This is a genomic window from Hymenobacter sp. 15J16-1T3B (assembly GCF_020711235.1).
Lineage (GTDB): Bacteria > Bacteroidota > Bacteroidia > Cytophagales > Hymenobacteraceae > Solirubrum.
The window spans coordinates 126,630-145,714 of record NZ_JAJFAV010000008.1 but is presented as its reverse complement, the minus strand read 5'-3'; the positions used below and the strand labels follow the sequence as shown (position 1 = coordinate 145,714).

The 19,085-nt window shown below is 65.6% G+C and carries 8 protein-coding genes; all 8 read left to right on the top strand.

Translation table 11 applies throughout. The features are described from left to right. Positions 1-49: 49 nt before the first annotated feature. The 8 genes from LJ737_RS15040 to LJ737_RS15005 all read left to right on the top strand — a co-directional run bounded on the left by LJ737_RS15040 (position 50) and on the right by LJ737_RS15005 (position 18,637). Positions 50-1,945, top strand: a complete 1,896-nt coding sequence (locus tag LJ737_RS15040; RefSeq protein ID WP_227767133.1) for an endo-1,4-beta-xylanase — start codon at positions 50-52, stop codon at positions 1,943-1,945. Between the two features lie 128 nt (positions 1,946-2,073). Further along, the gene (locus LJ737_RS15035) at positions 2,074-3,609 is read left to right on the top strand and encodes an alpha-N-arabinofuranosidase (RefSeq protein ID WP_227767131.1); all 1,536 of its coding nucleotides are present in this window, start codon (positions 2,074-2,076) and stop codon (positions 3,607-3,609) included. Between the two features lie 167 nt (positions 3,610-3,776). Beyond that, positions 3,777-4,880 (top strand): endo-1,4-beta-xylanase, encoded by a 1,104-nt coding sequence (locus LJ737_RS15030; protein ID WP_227767129.1) that lies wholly within the window; start codon positions 3,777-3,779, stop codon positions 4,878-4,880. Between the two features lie 234 nt (positions 4,881-5,114). After that, complete coding sequence (locus tag LJ737_RS15025; RefSeq protein ID WP_227767127.1) at positions 5,115-7,754, top strand: glycosyl hydrolase 115 family protein; 2,640 nt, start codon at positions 5,115-5,117, stop codon at positions 7,752-7,754. Positions 7,755-7,925: 171 nt separating this feature from the next. Then, positions 7,926-9,497, top strand: coding sequence for a GH39 family glycosyl hydrolase (locus tag LJ737_RS15020; protein WP_227767125.1), 1,572 nt, complete (start codon positions 7,926-7,928; stop codon positions 9,495-9,497). Positions 9,498-9,968: 471 nt separating this feature from the next. Then, positions 9,969-14,357 (top strand): carbohydrate-binding protein, encoded by a 4,389-nt coding sequence (locus LJ737_RS15015; RefSeq protein WP_227767124.1) that lies wholly within the window; start codon positions 9,969-9,971, stop codon positions 14,355-14,357. Positions 14,358-14,441: 84 nt separating this feature from the next. Beyond that, positions 14,442-16,343 (top strand): cellulase family glycosylhydrolase, encoded by a 1,902-nt coding sequence (locus LJ737_RS15010; RefSeq protein WP_227767121.1) that lies wholly within the window; start codon positions 14,442-14,444, stop codon positions 16,341-16,343. Positions 16,344-16,561: 218 nt separating this feature from the next. Continuing rightward, positions 16,562-18,637 (top strand): 7TM diverse intracellular signaling domain-containing protein, encoded by a 2,076-nt coding sequence (locus tag LJ737_RS15005; RefSeq protein ID WP_227767119.1) that lies wholly within the window; start codon positions 16,562-16,564, stop codon positions 18,635-18,637. The last annotated feature ends 448 nt before the right edge of the window (positions 18,638-19,085 follow it).

Below are 19,085 nucleotides of genomic sequence, written 5' to 3'. Positions count from 1 at the left end.
GCTATTACCACCACCCGGGCCGCCGCGGCGGCCCGCATTTCCAACACCAATGAGCCAAAACGCTACCCTATTTCTGAGCCTGCTCGGGCTCTTCACCCTGGGCGCTATGCCCATCGCGCGGGCGCAAAACGCGCCCGTCACGCAGCAGGCCGAGGCGGGCACACTGGGCGCCGACTGGACGACCCCGCCCGCGCAGGCCGGCGTGCAGTACGTGACCATCACGCCCACGGCCACCATCAACGCGCAGAACCCCGGCACGGCGGCCCGCGTGATAAGCTACGCCGTGACCTTCCCCGGCGCGGGCTCTTATGACCTCTACGCCCGGGTGCGCGTGGGCCCGAACGGGGCCAACGACGACAGCTTTTACTACGCCAACGGCTTCGGCCAGAAGCTGCCCGCCGACGACACGAACTGGATTACCGTCAACAACCTGAACGCGGTGGGTTACGTGAGCACCGCCGGCAACGTGGCCGTGGACGGCGCGGGCGGGGCCGGCACCGGCGTGTGGAAGTGGATCAACCTCTCCAAGTTCAACGGCGGGGAGGCGCCCGTCACCTTCGCCGTGGCCGCCGGCGCGCTGGCGCAGACCTTCCAGCTCGGCGCCCGCGAAGACGGCCTCGACATCGACAAGCTGGTGTTCGGCCAGACCGGCATCTACTTCACCCCGGCCCAGCTCGACGCGGGCCAGCAGGGCAGCAGCACGCCGCCCGTCACCTTCGTGCCCACCGGCCCGCCCATGGCCCAGGGCAAGCCCAAGTATTTGGGCGGCGTGTGGAGCACCCCGCAGAAGCCGTTTTTCAACAAGTACTTCAACCAGGTGACGCCCGAAAACGCGGGAAAGTGGGGCTCGGTGGAGGGCACCCGCAACCAGATGAACTGGGCCGAGCTGGACTCGACCTACGCCCTGGCCCAGCGCAACGGCATTCCGTTCAAGATGCACACGCTAATTTGGGGGCAGCAGCAGCCGATCTGGATTGAGACGCTGTCGGACGCCGACCAGCTGGCCGAAATCAACGAGTGGTTTCAGGCCGTGGCCCAGCGCTACCCCAACATTGCCCAGATCGAGGTGGTGAACGAGGCCCTGAACGACTTGCCGCTCAACGGTTCGACCGGCAACAACGGCCCGAACACGCCCGGCAGCGGGGCCGGCAACTACTACAACGCCCTGGGCGGGGCCGGCACTACGGGTTGGGACTGGGTCATCACCTCCTTTACGCTGGCGCGGCAGTACTTCCCCAACGCCCAGCTGATGATCAACGACTACGGCGTCATCACCAGCAGCACCAACACCCAGCGCTACCTCTCGCTGATCAACCTGCTGACGGCCCGCAACCTCGTGGACGGCGTGGGCATTCAGGGCCACGCGTTCGAGACGCGGGGCATTCCGGCCACCACGCTGGCGGCCAACCTGACGACGCTGGCCTCGGCCGGCAAGCCGCTTTACATCACCGAGCTGGACATCGACGGGGTGGACTCCGGCAACAACCTCGACGACGCCATTCAGCTGGCCGAGTACCAACGCGTGTTCCCGACCTTGTGGACCCACCCCGGCGTGAAGGGCATTACTCTCTGGGGCTACCGCCCCGGCCACTGGCGCACCGCCCAGGGCGCCTACCTGGCCAACGCCGACAACTCCGAACGGTCGGCCTTCGTGTGGCTGCAGAACTACGTGCGCACCACCGTGCTCGGCACCAAGGCCGGCGCGGCCGCGGCCCGCGTGCAGCTCTTCCCGAACCCGGCCCAGGACGGCCGTTTCACCCTCACCGGCACCGCGGCCCTGACCCATCTGCGCATCACCGACCGGCTGGGCCGCGTGGTGCACGAGCAGGCGCTCAACCGCCAAGCCTCGGTGGAACTGCGCCTGCCGCTGCCCGCCGGCCTCTACGCCGTGCAGCTGCTGGATGCCCAGGGCGGGCAGGCTACCAGCAAGCTGCTCCTCGAATAAGCCCATCCGCGGGGGCGGCGTCGCGTCGCCGACCCCGCGGATGAATTCTGCCACCACAACCTTCTTCGCGCCAGCTTCGGCGGGCTAGTCCGCTCGGGGCAGCCGTTGCTTCATTACCGCTTTACCGCATGCGTCTTCGCCTTTTCGCTTGTTGCTTGCTTACTGCCACTGCTGCCCGGGCCCAGCAGCCGCTGCCGCTGACCGTGCAGCCCGGCAACCCCAAGCTCACCATCAGCCGCCACATCTACGGGCACTTCGCCGAGCACCTGGGCCGCTGCGTGTACGACGGCTTCTGGGTAGATCCGGCGCTGAACGTGCCCAAGCAGGGCCGCATCCGGCTGGACGTGGTGCAGGCCTTGCAAAAAATCAAGGTGCCGAACCTGCGCTGGCCCGGCGGCTGCTTCGCCGATGCCTACCACTGGCGCGACGGGGTGGGGCCCGCGGCCCAGCGCCCCAGCCGCCTGAACGTGTGGTGGGGCGACACGCCCGAGGACAATAGCTTTGGCACCCACGAATTCCTGGAGCTGTGCCAGCTGCTCGGCACCGAGCCGTACATGGCCGCCAACGTGGGCAGCGGCACGGTGCAGGAAATGGCCGACTGGGTGGAGTACCTTAACGCCAGCGGCACCACCCTGGCCCGGCAGCGCGAGCAAAACGGCCACCCGGCGCCTTACAAGGTGAGCTGGTGGGGCGTGGGCAACGAAAGCTGGGGCTGCGGCGGCAACATGACTGCCGAGCACTACACCGACGTGTACCGCCGCTACGCCACCTTCGCCCACAACTTTCCGGGGGCGCCGCTCAAGCGCATTGCCAGCGGGGCCAACGGCGACGACGCGCACTGGACCGAAACCTGCATGAAGCAGATTCCGGCCGAGCTGATGTGGGGCCTGACGCTGCACCAGTACACCCTGCCCACCGGCAGCTGGTCGGGCAGCAAAGGCGCCTCCACCGGCTTCGGCGAGGACCAGTACTTCAGCACCCTGCGCAACGCCCTGAAAATGGACCAGGTGGTGAGCCGCCACGCGGCCATCATGGACCGCTACGACAAGGACAAGAAGGTGGCGCTGCTGGTGGACGAGTGGGGCGTGTGGACCGACCCGCTGCCCAACAGCAGCGCCCTCTACCAGCAAAACACCCTGCGCGACGCCCTGGTGGCCGCCACCACCCTGAACATCTTCAACAACCACTGCGACCGGGTGCGCGGGGCCAACCTGGCCCAGGCCGTCAACGTGCTGCAGGCGCTTATTCTCACTGACAAGGAGAAGATGCTGCTCACGCCCACCTACCACGTCTTCGACCTCTACCAAGTGCACCAGGATGCCGAGTGGTTGCCGCTGCAATTCCAGAGCCCAGACTACGCCTTCGGCTCCGAGAAAATTCCGGCCCTGAACGCGTCGGCTTCCAGGGACAAAACTGGCGCGGTGCACCTCTCGCTGGTCAACCTCGACCCGGGCAACGCGCTGACGCTGGAGGCGGCCCTGCCCGGCGTAACCTGGAAAACGGTGACCGGCCGGGTGCTGACCGCGCCCAAGGTGAACGACTACAACTCCTTTGACCAACCCGCCGTCGTGCAGCCGGCCGCCTTCAAAGGGGCCCAGAAGCGCGGCGACAAGCTGCGCGTGACGCTGCCGCCCAAGTCGGTGGTGGTGCTGCAGCTGACCTGAGCGCGCCCGCCGGCTTTTCCCCGACCACAACTTTTTTCGTGCGCGTCCCGCCGAGCCCGTCGAAGCATCTTCACTTCAGTACTCCGATGCTTTTGGTGAGTGAATGGGTCCGACGAAGCAGTGGAGCTGCTTCGACTGGCTCGGCCGGACGCTTTCTTGTCTCCTCCATGCGTACGCTCAATTCGCCCGCCCGCCGGGGCCGCCGCCTGCTCGTCGCGGGCTTGCTCGCCGGCAGCACCACCTTGCTCAGCAGCCAGCGCCCCGCCGCCGACAAAGGCCTGAAAGACTACTACAAAGACTACTTCCCCGTGGGCGTGGCCGTCGGGCCGCAGTCCTTGCAAGGCGAGGAGGCCGCGCTGATCAAGGCCCAGTTCAACAGCGTGACGCCGGAAAACGCCATGAAGATGGGGCCGATTCACCCGGAGGAAAACCGCTACTTCTGGCGCGACGCCGACGCCATCGTAAGCTTTGCCCAGGCCAACCAGCTGCGCGTGCGCGGCCACAACCTGCTCTGGCACGAGCAGACGCCCAAGTGGCTATTCAAGGACGCCGCGGGCAAGCCCGTCAGCAAGGCCGTGCTGCTGCAGCGCCTCAAGGACCACATCGAGACCGTGGTGAAGCGCTACAAGGGCAAGATTTACGCCTGGGACGTGGTCAACGAAGCCATCAGCGACAACCCGCAGGAGTTTTTGCGCAACTCGGAGTGGCTGCAGATCTGCGGCGACGAGTTCATTGCCAAGGCCTTCGAGTACGCCCACGCCGCCGACCCGCAGGCCGTGCTCTTCTACAACGACTACAACACGGAGCGCCCCGAGAAGCGCGAGCGGGTGTACCGCCTGCTCAAGCAGCTCGTCGACGCGAAAGTGCCGGTGCACGCCGTGGGGCTGCAGGGGCACTGGTCGCTGCAGGAACCCACCGAACAGGAGCTGCGCGCGGCCATCGAGCGGTACGCCTCCCTGGGCCTGAAAGTACAGGTTACCGAGCTGGACGTGTCCATCTACCCCTGGGAGAAAGAGCGCCGCGCCAAGCGTGCGGGCGAGTCGGATGCCTACACGCCGGCGCTGGAGCAGCAACAGACCGAGCAGTACCGCATGTTCTTCCGCGTGTTCCGTGACTACAAAAACGTGCTGACCGGCGTCACGTTCTGGAACGTGTCGGACCGCTACACCTGGCTGGATACTTACCCCGTAGCGGGCCGCAAAAACCACCCGCTGCTCTTCGACCAGAACCTAAAGCCGAAAAAGGCTTTCCAGGCGGTGGTGAATTTCTAAAGCAGCCCAAAGCATAAACCAGGGTTAGAACGAAGGCTAGAAACCAGCCCCTCCTCAGAGGAGCGGGGGCTCGAAATTAAATGGCCCATTGAGCACGTCAGGTCGAGCGTGTCGAGACATCTCGCAGGCTGACGTGGGGTGGTTTCCCGCTCTGATCTTTCAACCACCCCAGCCCCTCCTTAATCTAAGGAGGGGAGCTAGTTTTAGCCTTGCGTTGGCGCATTTCGCATTTCCATGACCGTACCCCGTTCTTTTTATTCGCTTCGTCTGAGCTGGCTGCCCGTGCTGCTCGTCTGGCTGCTGACGGCCGCGCGGCCCGCGCTGGCCGGCCCCGCCGTGCCCGGCGCCGATACCTACGTGTCGGCCGACAAGGGCAAGGGCCGCTTTCCGCTGGTGGCGGGCGGGCAGGCCGCCCCGCTTTTTGCCAGCGCCGCGGACTGGCCCGGCGTGTTGCGCGCCGCCCGCGACCTGCAGGCCGACATTCAGCGCGTCACGCAGCGGCAGCCCGCGCTGACGACTGATCAGGCGCCGAGCGGCAAGCAGGTCGTCATCATCGGCACCGTGGGCAAAAGCCCGCTCATCGACGGGCTGATTCAAGGTAAAAAGCTCGATGCCAGCGGCCTGACCGGCAAGTGGGAAACCTTTGTGGTGCAGGCCGTGGACAATCCCCTGCCGGGCGTGGAGCAGGCCTTGGTGGTGGCCGGCAGCGACAAGCGCGGGACCATCTACGGCATCTACGACCTTTCGCAGCAGATGGGCGTTTCGCCCTGGTACTGGTGGGCCGACGTGCCGGTGCCGCCGCAGAAGGCGCTGTACGTGCTGCCCGGCCGGCACACCCTGGGCGAGCCGGCGGTGAAATACCGCGGCATCTTCATCAACGACGAGGCGCCGGCCCTGCAGGGCTGGGCCCAGGAAAAGTTCGGCGGCGTCAACTCGAAGATGTACGCCCGCATGTTTGAGCTGATCCTGCGGCTGAAAGGCAACTACCTCTGGCCGGCCATGTGGGGCAATATGTTCAACGTGGACGACCCGCAAAACCCCGTGCTGGCCGACGAGTACGGCATCGTGATGGGCACCTCCCACCACGAGCCGCTGACGCGGGCCCACGCCGAGTGGCAGAAGGGCGGCAAAGGCCCGTGGAACTACCAGACCAACGCCGAGACGCTGCGCGAGTTCTGGCGCGGCGGCATGCGCCGCATGGGCCAGCGCGAAAACATCGTGACCATCGGCATGCGCGGCGACGGCGACGAGCCCATGAGCGAGCAGAGCAACATTGCCCTGCTGGAGCGCATCGTGGCCGACCAGCGCCAGATCATTGCCGACGAAACCGGCAAGCCCGCCGAGCAAACGCCCCAGCTCTGGGCCCTTTACAAGGAAGTGCAGGACTACTACGACCGCGGCATGCGCGTGCCCGACGACGTGACCCTGCTGCTCTGCGACGACAACTGGGGCAACCTGCGCAAGCTGCCCAAGCTAGGGGAGAAGCCCCGCCGCGGCGGCTACGGCATCTACTACCACTTCGACTACGTGGGCGGCCCGCGCAACTACAAGTGGCTGAACACGAATCCGCTGCCGCGCATCTGGGAGCAGATGCACCTAGCCCACCAGTATGGGGCCAACCAGATCTGGATTGTGAACGTGGGCGACCTGAAACCCATGGAACTGCCCATCAGCTTTTTCCTCGACTACGCCTGGAACCCCGCCAAACTCGGCGCCGACCAAGTGGCCGACTACGCCCGCGGCTGGGCCCGGCAACAGTTCGGCCCGGAGCACGCGCCGGCCATCGGCGACATGCTGAGCCGCTACGCCAAGTACAACGCCCGCCGCAAGCCCGAACTGCTCGACGCCACTACGTACAGCCTCACCAACTACGCCGAGTGGCCCGCGGTGATGGCCGAGTGGCAGCAGCTGCGGCAGCAGGCCGAGGCGCTGCAGGCAAAGCTGCCCGCTGCCCAGCGCGACGCGTACTTCGAACTGGTGCTGCACCCCATTCTGGCCTGCGCCAACCTCAACGAGCTGTACTACACGGTGGCCCGCAACCGACAGGCGGCGGCCAGCGGCTGGAGCACCGCCAACGTGCTGGCCGAGCAGGCCCGGGCGCTGTTTGCCAAGGACGCCGAAATCAAGCAGCGCTACCACGCGGTAGCGGGCGGCAAGTGGAACCACATGATGGACCAGACGCACATCGGCTATACCTACTGGCAGCAGCCGCCGGTGGATAAAATGCCCGACGTGGTGACCCTGCCGGCCGACAAAATCACGGCTCTGGTGGAGCCGACCACTGCCGCCGCGGTGACCCGGCCGCCAGCCGCTTCCGCGGCGGGAGTTTTCGTCGAAGCCGACGGCTACGTGAGCATCGAGGCCGAGCACTTCAGCCAAGCGGTGCACGGCAGCGGCCTGAGCTGGCAGGTACTTCCGGACTTGGGCCGCACGCTCTCGGGCGTGACGGCGCAGCCCGCCACCGCGCCCGCCCAGAGGCCGGGCGCCGGCAGCCCGCACCTGCAGTACCAGGTGCAACTCAGCGGCCCCGGCCCCGTGACGGTGCACGCCTACCTGGCCCCGACGCTGGACTTCACCAACCAGGGCGGCCTGCGCTACGCGGTCAGCTTCGACGACGAAGCCCCGCAGCTCGTCAACCTGCACACCGGTTTGGTAGCCGACAACGGCAACCGGCCCTGGGAACAGGCCGTGGCCCAGAACATCATCGTCAAGACGTCGCAGCACCAGCTCACCACGGCCGGGCCGCACACGCTCAAGTTCTGGGTGGTCGACCCCGGGGTGGTGCTGGAAAAACTCGTCCTCGACCGCGGCGGGCTCAAGCCCAGCTACCTCGGTCCGCCGGAAAGCCCGCGGGGCGGGGGCAGAAACCCGTAGTAGCTGCCCGCGCAGTTGAGCGGTAAGCACTTCACGTGGGTGGGGCGAAGAGGGCCGCAAAAAATGCTTGCTGCCCAGTAGCAGGCACGCCCAAAAAGTACCGACTTCTACCTACGCGTTGGGCTAATTGGCTACCGGTCATGGTTACTTCTGATTTTCAACGGCTGCCCCATGCGTTTGCTTGTCACCTTGTTATTGGCAGCCTGGCCGCTGGGCCTGGCTGTGCGGGCGCAGCCCACTCCCCGCGTCATTCGCGTCGATGCCCGCCAGGCGAAAGGCCCGTTGAGCCGCTCGTTCGAGCTGTGCGTGGGGGCCGGCCGGGCCCACGAAGGCCTGCGCGCCGACTGGCAGCGGCAGTTGGCCCGGCTCAAACAGGAATGCGGCTTTCGGTACCTGCGCTTCCACGGCCTGCTGCACGACGACATGGGCGTGTACCAGGAGGACCGCGCCGGCCGCCCCGTCTACAACTTTCAGTACATCGATCAGCTCTACGACTACCTGCTGAGCATCGGGGTGAAGCCTTTCGTGGAGCTATCGTTCATGCCCGCCGCCCTGCGCAGCACCGATAAAACCGTGTTCTGGTGGCGGGCCAATGTGTCGCCGCCCAAGGACTACGCCAAGTGGGAAGCCCTGGTGGAGGCGCTGGTGCGGCACTGGGAAGCGCGCTACGGCCGGCGGGAGGTGGAAAGCTGGTACTTTGAAGTGTGGAACGAGCCGAATTACCCCGCTTTCTTTTCCGGCACCCAGGCCGATTACTTCTGCCTGTACGCCGCCACGGCCCGGGCCATCAAGCGCGTGTCGGCCACGTACCGGGTGGGCGGGCCGGCTTCCTCGGGCGTGGGTTGGATTGACGAGACGCTCAGCTACTGCGCCCACCAGCAAGTGCCGCTGGATTTCGTCAGCACCCACGACTACGGCGTGCGGGAGGGTGGCCTCGACGAGTTTGGGCAGGGCCAGCAGCAACTCGGCGACCCGAACGGCATTGCGCGCAACGTGCAGGCCGTGCGCCGCAAAATCGAGGCTTCGGCCCGGCCCCAGGCCGAGCTGCACATCACGGAGTGGAGCACCTCGTACTCCTCGCGCGACCCGGTGCACGACTCCTACCATAGCGCCGCTTACCTGCTCAACACACTCAAACAGACGGAGCGGGCGGCCACCAGTATGTCGTACTGGACGTTTACCGACATCTTTGAGGAGGCCGGGCCGGCCCCCACGCCGTTCCACGGCGGCTTTGGGCTGCTGAATCTGCAGGGCATCCGCAAGCCGGCGTATTTTGCCTACAAGTACTTGCACCAGCTCGGAACCACCGAGCTGCACAACGCCGATTCCGCCTCTTGGGCCACCCGCGACGCGCAGGGCGGCGTGCAGCTGCTGTGCTGGAACTTCGCGCCCCCGGCCCTGGGCAGCAGCACTGATCAGGTCTACTTCGGGCAGGAGCACCCGGCCGGCAATCCGCGCACGGTGCAGCTGCTGATAAGCCACCTGGCACCCGGCGCTTACCGCTGCGCAGCCTACAAGGTGGGCTACGACCAAAACGACGCCTACTCGGCCTACCTGCGGCTGGGGCGCCCAACCGAACTGACGCGGCAACAGGTAAGCACGCTAGCGGCGGCCACCGCCGACCAGCCGCTCTGGCAGAAAACCGTGCAGGTCAGTCAGGGGGCCGTCCATGAGCAAGTGGAGCTGCGTGACAACGACGTCGTGCTGCTCAAGCTGACGCCGTTGCCCAGGGCCGGCAAGTAGGAGGGGGGCCGTCGACGGGGAATTTCATCCGCGGAAAAAGTGGGCCATTTGCCCACTTTTTTTATTGTTTGTTATCCGTTGTGCAAACGTTTGCAGTGGCTGATTTGCGGGCCATCAAGCGGCAAATACGTGACAAACTCGTGTGCGTTAAGCGTACACACGTAAGCGTAAAACGCTGTTTTTGGCTATTTATGCAGGATTTTGCGCTTGCTTTTGCCTAACAACGCGCCTAGCTTTGACCAACCCGAGCCGCTGAGGGTGAGCCTTAACGGTCACCGCACTTCGCCTCTTCCCCAACACGGCCGCGCTCGGGCCCTTCCTGCTCTTCTCGTCCCACGCCGGTGCGGCCTGCTACCAAGCTAGCGGTGCGCCGGCGGCCGGTCGGCTTCACCCGCCGGTCGTGGTTGTTGCCCTGCTTGCGGGGCGGACAGCCGGCTAATGCCTGCTCATTCCCCAACCTCCACAACCAGTATGACAACACCTCTACTTTCCGGCCGCGCCAGGCAGTGGCTCCGCCGCAGCGCCTACGGGCTGGCTGCTGGTGCGGGCCTCGCCGTGCTCAGCCCCACTCTGGCTCAGGCTCAGTGCAATCAGCTGGTCTGGCAGGACGAATTCACCACCGCCGGCGACCTGAGCAAATGGCGCGTGTACGAGGGCGACGGCTGCGCCGAGGGCAACTGCAACTTCGGCAACGCCGAGCTGCAGGCCTACCGTGCGGCCAACGCCGCCGTGGCCGGGGGCTACCTCACCATCACCACCCGCTACGAGCCGAGCACCGTGGGCGGGCGCAACTACAGCTACTCCTCGGCCAAGCTGTTTTCCAAAACGGCCGCCGGCGCCCTGCAAACCTTCAAGTACGGCCGCATCGAAGCCAGCATCAAGCTGCCCTCGGGGCAGGGCGTGTGGCCTGCGTTCTGGATGCTGCCCGACCCCGGCAACTGGCCCAGCACCGGCGAAATCGACATTATAGAGGCCAAGCACAAAAACCCAACCTCCGTCGCCGGCACTATTCACTACGACGACAACGGCTGGCACTTTACCGGCCGCGAGTACGCGGGCACGGTGGACTTGAGCACCGGGTTTCACACCTACGCGGTGGAGTGGAGCCCCAACCAGATTAAGTGGTTTATCGACAACACGCTCTACCACACGGCCTCGCCCAAAACCACCTCGGGCGGCGCCTGGCCCTTTAACGACGGCAACTTCTACCTGATGCTCAACGCCGCGGTGGGCGGCCCTGGCACCGGCTTTACGGGGTACACCAACCCCAATCCGGCCGACTACCCGACCACCATGCAGGTGGATTTCGTGCGCGTCTACAAAGGCACGTACAACTACGCCGTGCTCGGCGACGAGTCGGTGTACCAGAACGATACGGGTAAAACCTACCGCCTCGACGCGGTGACCGGGGCCACTTATACTTGGTCGGTGCCAGTCGGCGCCACCATCACCGCCGGGCAGGGCACCAACGCCATTCAGGTGAACTGGGGCTCGTCGGCGGGCGGCAACGTGGCGGTGAGCACCGCCGTGAGCGGCTGCCCCACGGGCACGTACTCGCTAGGCGTCACCGTCGGCCCGGCCCTGCAGCTGGAGAAGCTGTACGAGGATTTTGAGGCCAACCGCTTCGTGACCTACGCCTCGGCTACTGGTACGCTCACCCAAGCCCTGGCCAACCCGGTGAGCGGGGGGCAAAATACCTCGGCCAAAGTCGCTAAGTACGTGCGCAACACCACGGAGCAGTACGACGTGATTTCGCTGCGCAACGTGGCCATCGGCAACGCCAACGACTTCGTGGCGGGCCGGCGCAAAATCTACCTCGACGTGTACTCCACCGCGCCGGTGGGCAGCAAGGTGACCCTGCAGTTGGAAAACAGCGCCGTCACGACGGCTACCAACTTCCCGCTGGGCCGCCACAGCGCTTACCGGGCCTACACCAGCCGGCAAAACGCCTGGGAAACCCTGGAATTCGACCTGGAGCGCAGCATCGACGCGGGCACCAGCATCTACAGCATCGACAACGTGACGCTGCTGTTTCAACCCGCCACCAGCTCCGGCGCCACGTTCTACTTCGACAACCTGCTGGTGAAAAAGCAGGCCGATCAGCCCATCCTGAGCACCGACGTGCTGATCAACTACGACGGCACGGCCCGCATCACGCAGAACGCGGCCAAGACCAACGGGGCCTACACCGCCAACTTCGCCAACCCCGCGGCTACCGGCGTGAATACTTCCGCCAAAGTGGCCAAGTACGTGCGCAACCCGGCCGAGCAGTACGACGTGCTGTTCTTCGACGCCGGCCCCGCGGGCACCATCGTCGAGGACGCGGCGCTGTTTAAGAACCAGACCTACCAGATCCAGGCCGATGTGTACACGGCCGCGCCGGTGGGCACCGCCGTGCTGCTGAACCTGCAGAACAAAGCTGCCGCCGCTAATACCTACCCGGCCGGGCGCAACAGCACCTATGAGGCGCGCACGACGGTGCAGAACCAGTGGCAGACGCTGACCTTCAATTACGTAACTTCGCCCGACGGCGGCACGGCCAACGTGGCCATCGACGAGCTGGCGTTTCTGTTTGGCAACAACTCCCTTACCGGCGACACCTACTACGTCGACAACATCCGCATCGTGAAGCGGTCCGCCGCGCCGACTTACGCGGCCGGTACTACCTTCGAGAACTACGACGCGACGCGCAACCTGACCTTGCTGAGCGCCAACGGCGCCTACGCAGCCGTGGTGAACAACCCCGCGGCCACGGGCATCAACACCTCGGCCAAGGTGGGGCAATACACCCGCAACGCCAGCGAGCAGTACGACGTGCTGGCCTTCCGCAACCTGCTGACCAAGGACGGCGCGGCCTACAAAAAGGGCGACAAGGTGTTTGCCCTGGACGTGTACACCTCGGCTCCGGCCGGCACCGTCGTTTCCTGGCAGCTGGAGAGCAGCGCGGCCTCGCGCCCGCAGAACTACCCCACCGGCCGCCACAGCATCTACCAGGCCGTGGTGAAGCAAACCAACGCCTGGCATACCCTCATCTTCACCTTCGCCAGCGCCCCCGACCCCGGCACGCCCGATTCCGACGTGGACAACTCGGTGTTTCTCTTCGCGCCCAACTCGCTGACGAACTACACGTTCTACCTCGACAACCTGCGCAGCCTGACCAAAAACGGCGCGGCCAACGCGGCCCCGAGCGTCAGCCTGACCTCGCCCGCCAGCGGCACCTCGTTCACGGCGCCGGCCAGCATCAGCCTGGCCGCCAGCGCCGCCGACGCCGACGGCTCGATCAGCAAGGTGGAGTTCTTCAGCGGCACCACGCTGCTCGGCACTGCTACCAGCAGCCCCTACAGCTACACGTGGGCCGGCGTACCGGCGGGCACCTACAACCTCACGGCCAAAGCCACCGACAACGCCGGCGCCGCCACCACCTCGGCGGCCGTCAGCGTGAGCGTAGCGGCGCCCACGGCCCAGGCCATTCCGGGCAAGATCGAGGCGGAAAGCTTTAGTACGCAGTCGGGCACGGACAAGGAAACGACCACCGACACCGGCGGCGGGCAGAACGTGGACTGGTTTGAAACCGGCGACTGGCTGGACTACAGCGTGAACGTGGCCGCGGCCGGGCCGTACGCGGTGGAGCTCCGCGTGGCCTCGGCCAACGGCGGGGCTACCCTGCAGCTGCGCACCAGCGGCGGCGCGGTGCTCGGCAGCATCAACGTGGGCAACACCGGCGGCTGGCAAAGCTGGCAAACCATCGGCACCACCGTGACCCTGCCCGCGGGCGCCCAGACGCTGCGGCTCTACGCCTCGGCTTCGACGGGCTGCAACGTCAACTGGCTGAACTTTACGGCTGCTGCGGCTCCCAACCTGGCCCTGAACAAGCCCACCTACACCTCGTCGACGGAAAACGCGGGCACGCCCGGCGCGGCCGCCGTCGACGGCAACGCCACGAGCACCCGCTGGAGCAGCGCCTTTGCCGACCCGCAGTGGCTGTACGTGGACCTGGGCGCCAGCTACAACGTGAGCCGGGTGAAGCTGACCTGGGAAGGCGCCTACGGCAAGGATTACCTGGTGCAGGTGTCGGCTGATGCGGCCACCTGGACCACCATCAAAACCGTCGCGGGCAACGCTACGCTCGTCAACGACCACACCGGCCTGAGCGGCACCGGCCGCTACGTGCGCATGTACGGCACGGCCCGCGGCACCGCTTACGGCTACTCGCTCTACGAACTGGAAGTGTACGGCTCCGCGGCCGGCGGCACCACCCCGGGTGGCAGCGCGTGCACCGGCACCGCCGCCAACGGCGACTACAGCTACGAGGTGTCGACCACCAACGGCACGGTAAACTGGAAGTTCGTGCCGCTGGCACCCATTGCCGGCAGCTCGCTGGCGCTGATTTACCTTAAAACCGGAACCGGCGGCTACGCGGGGTACGCCATGACGGCGGCGGGCAGCAACTTCACCTTCAGCCAGGCGCAGGCCGCTGGCGCGGCGCTGTCGTTCTACTTCACCTACCGCGTGGGCACGACCACGGCCGAGCGTAACTCCAGCGCCACCCCGCACAGCTACACCGCCGGCAGCACGTGCACCAACAGCCGTGGCGCCCTGGCCAGCAAAACGGCCGCGGCGTCGTCCGCGCCGCTGGCTTACCCCAACCCCGTAGGCGAACAGCTCACGGTGACCCTGCCCGCCGCCGAAGCCGCCACCGTCACGCTGAGCGACGCCCTCGGCCGGGTGGTGCTCGCGCGGCAAACCACCGGGCAGCAGGCGGCGGCCACGCTTAGCGTGCAGCCGCTGCGCCCGGGCGTGTACCAGCTCACGGTGCGCAGCGCCTCGGGCGTGCACACCCAGAAAATCATCAAGGAATAACCCATTGAAGTGAGTGAATGCGAGGGCAACAGGGCGGGGCTTCCCTGCCCTGTTTCTCGCTTTTGGGCGCTTCCGGCTTTGGCTATGAATCAGCTTACCCCGCCTGTTACCCCTCGTTTTCTCGTGCCCCGCCGGCTGCGCGCCGGCACCCTGGCCCTGCTGATAATGCTGTTGGGCCTGCTGCGCCCGGCGGCGGCCCAGCAGCTAAGCTGGCTCACGGCCCAAGGCACCCAAGTGGTTGACGCGCAGCGCCGGCCGGTGGTGCTGCGCGGCTGCAACGTGGGCGGCTGGCTCTTGCAGGAAAGCTACATCCTCAAAACCGACACCTTGGGTTGCCAGCGCCGCATTCAGCAGGGCCTGCTGCGGGTGATGCCCGAAAAAGACGTGGAAGCGTTTTACCGCCAGTTCCGCGCCGGCTTCGTTACCAAGGCCGACATCGACTGGCTGGCCCGGCAAGGCTTCAACTGCGTGCGCCTGCCGTTTCACTACGACCTGTTTCTGACGGCCAAGCAGCGCCGGGCCCGCACCGCGGCCCTGCAACACCCGAAAAGCGACGCTGCCGTGCACGCTTACGTGCGGGCGCTCAGCGGCTGGTACGAGGCAAACGAACTGTTCACCGCCGACCCCCAAACGCTCGACGGCTTCCGCTACCTCGACCAGGTGCTCGACTGGTGCGGGGCCAACCACATGTACGTGGTGCTCGATCTGCACGCGGCCCCCGGCGGTCAGGGCACCGACGCCAACATCAACGACAATTTCCGCCCCCTCGACCTCTGGAAGCGCCGCGACGCCTGCGGGCGCCTGATTTATCAAGATATGACCGTGCGCCTCTGGGAGCAGCTGGCCAAGCGCTACCGCAACGACCCGCGCGTGGCCATGTACGACCTGCTCAACGAGCCGCACAACCTCAACCCCCAGCACGGCCTCTCGGCCGACAATCAGGAGCTAACCGCACTTTACAGCCGGCTGATTGACGCGGTGCGGGCGCAGCAAGACCGGCACTTGCTGCTGCTGGAAGGCAACGGCTACGGCAACGAGTACACCAACCTGACCCCGGACAAGCTGAAGGTCAAAGACAACACCGGCCTTGTGTACAACGCCCACCGCTACTGGTGCCCCAACGACGCGGCGGCCCTCGACCCCAACCCGAACCAAATCAATCTGGTGAAAAACCTGGTGGCGTTTCGGGACCGGTGGCAGGTGCCGGTGTGGGTGGGGGAGACGGGCGAAAATTCCAACGAGTGGTTTGCCGCCGCCGTGCAGCAGCTCAACGGCCAAGGCATCGGGTGGTGCCACTGGAACCTCAAGCGCGTGGATGCCGGCAGCAGCCTGCTGCGGGTGAAGCCCTACGGCAGCATCCTGACGGCCGCCGGCCGGGAGGTGCTGCTGCGCAACGCCCAATTCGCCAACTGTGCGGTAAACCGCGACGTCGTTTTTGCCCTGACCCAGCCCGCCGCGGCCCGACAGCCCTTTGCCGCCCACTCGCTGCCCGGCACCATCCGGGCCGCCGACTACGACCTGGGCCGCGAGGGCGTGGCCTACCACGACACCTACAACGCCCGCACCGACTACCGGGAGTTGAAGCCCACCAACAGCGGCAACGCTTACCGCAACGACGGCGTGGACGTGCAAGCCATTTCGGATGCGGGCGGCACCGGCTTCGGCGTGGGCCACACCGAGGCCGGTGAATGGCTCAACTACACCGTGACGGTGCCCAAAGCCGGGACCTACGCCCTGCAGCTGCGCGCCACCAACGCCGGCGCGGTTCCGGCCCGGCTGCGGCTGACGCTAAACGACTCCGCGCTCGGCACGTTCACCGTGGCGTCCGCCGCCTCCGAAGACGCTGGTTGGCAGACCGTCAGCGGGGGCACCGCGACCCTGCCGGCGGGCACGCACACGCTGCGGCTGCTGGTAGAGCAGCCCGGGGCGGTACTCGGCTGGCTGCGCTTCACCGACACCAAAGCCGCTACGCAAGGCGGGCAGTAAGGGCAGCCTCGGAGGCAGCTATTGGCAGGTTGCGCGGGGGGCGGTACCAGTGAGCTAACACTTACTTTTGAAGCATACACCGCTCTGCTTATCCATTGGATATATGGCAAGTTGCTAATTACGAATACACTACGGTTTGCCCGCCGCGCGGGCCGGCCCCTGTGCTGATTCGGCCGGCTGCGCCCGCTGCGGGTAGTTTCCCTAACTTGTAGACTACCATGCGCCCCACTTTCGCCATTACCAACACGTTCTTTCGTTCGGCCTGTTCTGGCTCCTGGCGCTGGGTAGGCGCCGTGTTGTGCTGCCTGCTCTGGGCCCAGGCCACGGCCACGGCGCCGCCCGGTCCGGAAAAGCCGTTGAGCGTCAGTGCCCGGCAGGAGGAAGTCCTGATACTGCCGCCCAACTACAGCGTGCTCGAAGACCCCAGCGGCCGCATGACGCTGACCGACGTGCAACTGGGCGTGAATGCCGCCCGCTTCGTGGCCGGTTCCTCCATTTCCACCAACATGCAGCACACCGGCGCGGCCTACTGGCTGCGCCTGACGGTGCAGGCCCGCGGCCCGCTGCCCCAGCACTGGTACCTGGAGCTCTACGACTCCCACCTGAGCGAGGTGGTGTTTTTTCCCGATCCGGCCGACCCGGCCAGCGCCGTGCACACCGGCGCCGACCGCTCGTTTCTCTCGCGCCCCTACGGCTACAAGAACTTCCTGCTGCGCCTGCCCCTGCGCGCCAACGAGACGCAGACCTATTACCTGCGCCTGCAGGCCAATTCCAAGACCAGCTTCCTCGCCCGCCTGCGCACCGAGCAGGGCTTGGTGGAGCGTTTTCAGCAGGAATACGGCCTGCTGGGCGGCTTCTACGGCATCTTGCTCATCATGGTGGTGTACAACCTATGCCTGTACTTCTTCACCCACGAGCAAACCTACCTGCGCTACGTGCTTTACGTGCTTAGCTGCAGCCTCGTGTTCCTCTCCGAAGACGGCCTGGGGTTTCAGTACCTCTGGCCCGACCACCCCTGGTTCAACCAGCTGGTCATCATCAGCTCGGCGCCCCTGCTGCTGCTCACCTTCAGCTACTACGCCCGCCACTTCCTCGACGCCCCGCAGCGCCTGCCGCACTACGACCCCTGGGTGCGCAACGTGGTGCTGCTCAGCGCGGCTGCCCTGCTGCTCGACGCGCTCTGGTGGCAGTCGGACCTGAGCTTTTGGCTGTACTTGTTGCCCTACGGCATGCTGTTCGTGGCCGCCATGCGGGTGTGGCGCGGGGGCTTCCGGCCGGCGCGGTTTTTCCTACTGTCTCACACGCTGGTAGTGGTCAGCGTCGGCTTCCTCATCCTGCGCAAGCTCGGCATCGACACCTTCACCAACACCTTCACCGTGTACAGCATGAACGCCGCGTTTGTGCTGGAAGTGGTGATTTTGTCCTACGCCTTGGGCGAGAAAATCAAGGGTATTCAGGACGCAACGCTGCGGGCCCAACAACGTCTGGTGAAGCAGTTGCGCAAAAAGCACGAGGTGCAGGAGCAGCTGGTAGAGCAGCTGCGGCAGAACGATGAGCTTAAAGACCAGCTCAATACGGAGTTGGAAAACCTCGTGGCCCAGCGCACCGAGGAGCTGCGCCAGCAGGGCGAAACCATTGCCGCCCAGAACCGTGAGCTGCTGCAGGCCAACGGCCTGTTGGCCCTGCAATCGGCCGCCATCGAGAAGCTCAACGGCGACCTGCAGCGCGACCTGCAGAAGGCCCAGGCCGCCCGGGTGCTGGCCCAGGAAGTGGATTTCGGCGAGTTCAGCCAGATCTACCCCGACAAGGAAGCCTGCCTGAGCTACCTGGCCGACCTGAAATGGGCCCAGGGCTACCGCTGCCGCAAGTGCAGCCACGACAACTACTGCGAGGGCCGCGAGCCGCACTCCCGCCGCTGCACCCGCTGCCGCTACGTAGAATCGGCTACGGCCTACACCCTGCTGCAGAAGTGCAAGTTCCCCATTACCAAAGCCTTTTATGCCGTGTTTCTGCTGCACACTCACAAGGGCAGCTACTCGGCTCAGGAACTCTCGCGCGTGCTCGATTTGCGCCGTGCTACCTGCTGGAGTTTCAGCCAAAAAGTGCTCGACGCCATGCGCCGCCAGGCCGGCGAAGCCACTGAAGACGACAGCTGGACCGACCTCTTGCTCGACGATACGGCCGCCGAGACGGACGAAATAGGGGAGGAGGAAGCCACCATGACTCCGGGGCTAAGCCGGAAAGTGGAGACTTGGGCTGGTAAAGCAAAAACTAGTGAAAAAAAGATGGGCTAACCGCCCACTTTTTTTGGTGTTTTTTACCCGTCAGTGCCGTTCGGGGAGAATGTTGCAAACGATTGCAGTAGCCCTATTATTAGCGAAAAAAGAGGGTGCCGTAAGCGTACAGTTGATTGTGCGATGTAAGCGAAAATCCTTGTTTCTGGCCCGTTAGCGCATTTTTGGGGCTTGATTTTTCAGAAACAACGCCGGTATATTTGGCCATTCTCAACCCGCTGCCAACCCCGCGCTGCTTAGCCCCGCTGCCTTGGCCTCTGCTCGTCGGACTTGCCGTTCGCTCGGCGGCCCCGGGGCGCCACTCCCGCACCCCCGGTGCGTGCCTGCCCCGGCTAATTAGGTAGGCGCCCGCTGCGCTCCTAGCCTGTTCGCACTAGGGCCGTGTTCCCTTGCTGCTCCCCGCCCGTTCCGGACCGTTGCCGTTCGGAGCCCGGCTGCTCCTTTGCCT

Coding starts and splice junctions, on each gene's coding strand:
- LJ737_RS15040 (WP_227767133.1), top strand. CDS start 50: ATGAGCCAAAACGCTACCCTATTTCTGAGCCTGCTCGGGCTCTTCACC.
- LJ737_RS15035 (WP_227767131.1), top strand. CDS start 2,074: ATGCGTCTTCGCCTTTTCGCTTGTTGCTTGCTTACTGCCACTGCTGCC.
- LJ737_RS15030 (WP_227767129.1), top strand. CDS start 3,777: ATGCGTACGCTCAATTCGCCCGCCCGCCGGGGCCGCCGCCTGCTCGTC.
- LJ737_RS15025 (WP_227767127.1), top strand. CDS start 5,115: ATGACCGTACCCCGTTCTTTTTATTCGCTTCGTCTGAGCTGGCTGCCC.
- LJ737_RS15020 (WP_227767125.1), top strand. CDS start 7,926: ATGCGTTTGCTTGTCACCTTGTTATTGGCAGCCTGGCCGCTGGGCCTG.
- LJ737_RS15015 (WP_227767124.1), top strand. CDS start 9,969: ATGACAACACCTCTACTTTCCGGCCGCGCCAGGCAGTGGCTCCGCCGC.
- LJ737_RS15010 (WP_227767121.1), top strand. CDS start 14,442: ATGAATCAGCTTACCCCGCCTGTTACCCCTCGTTTTCTCGTGCCCCGC.
- LJ737_RS15005 (WP_227767119.1), top strand. CDS start 16,562: ATGCGCCCCACTTTCGCCATTACCAACACGTTCTTTCGTTCGGCCTGT.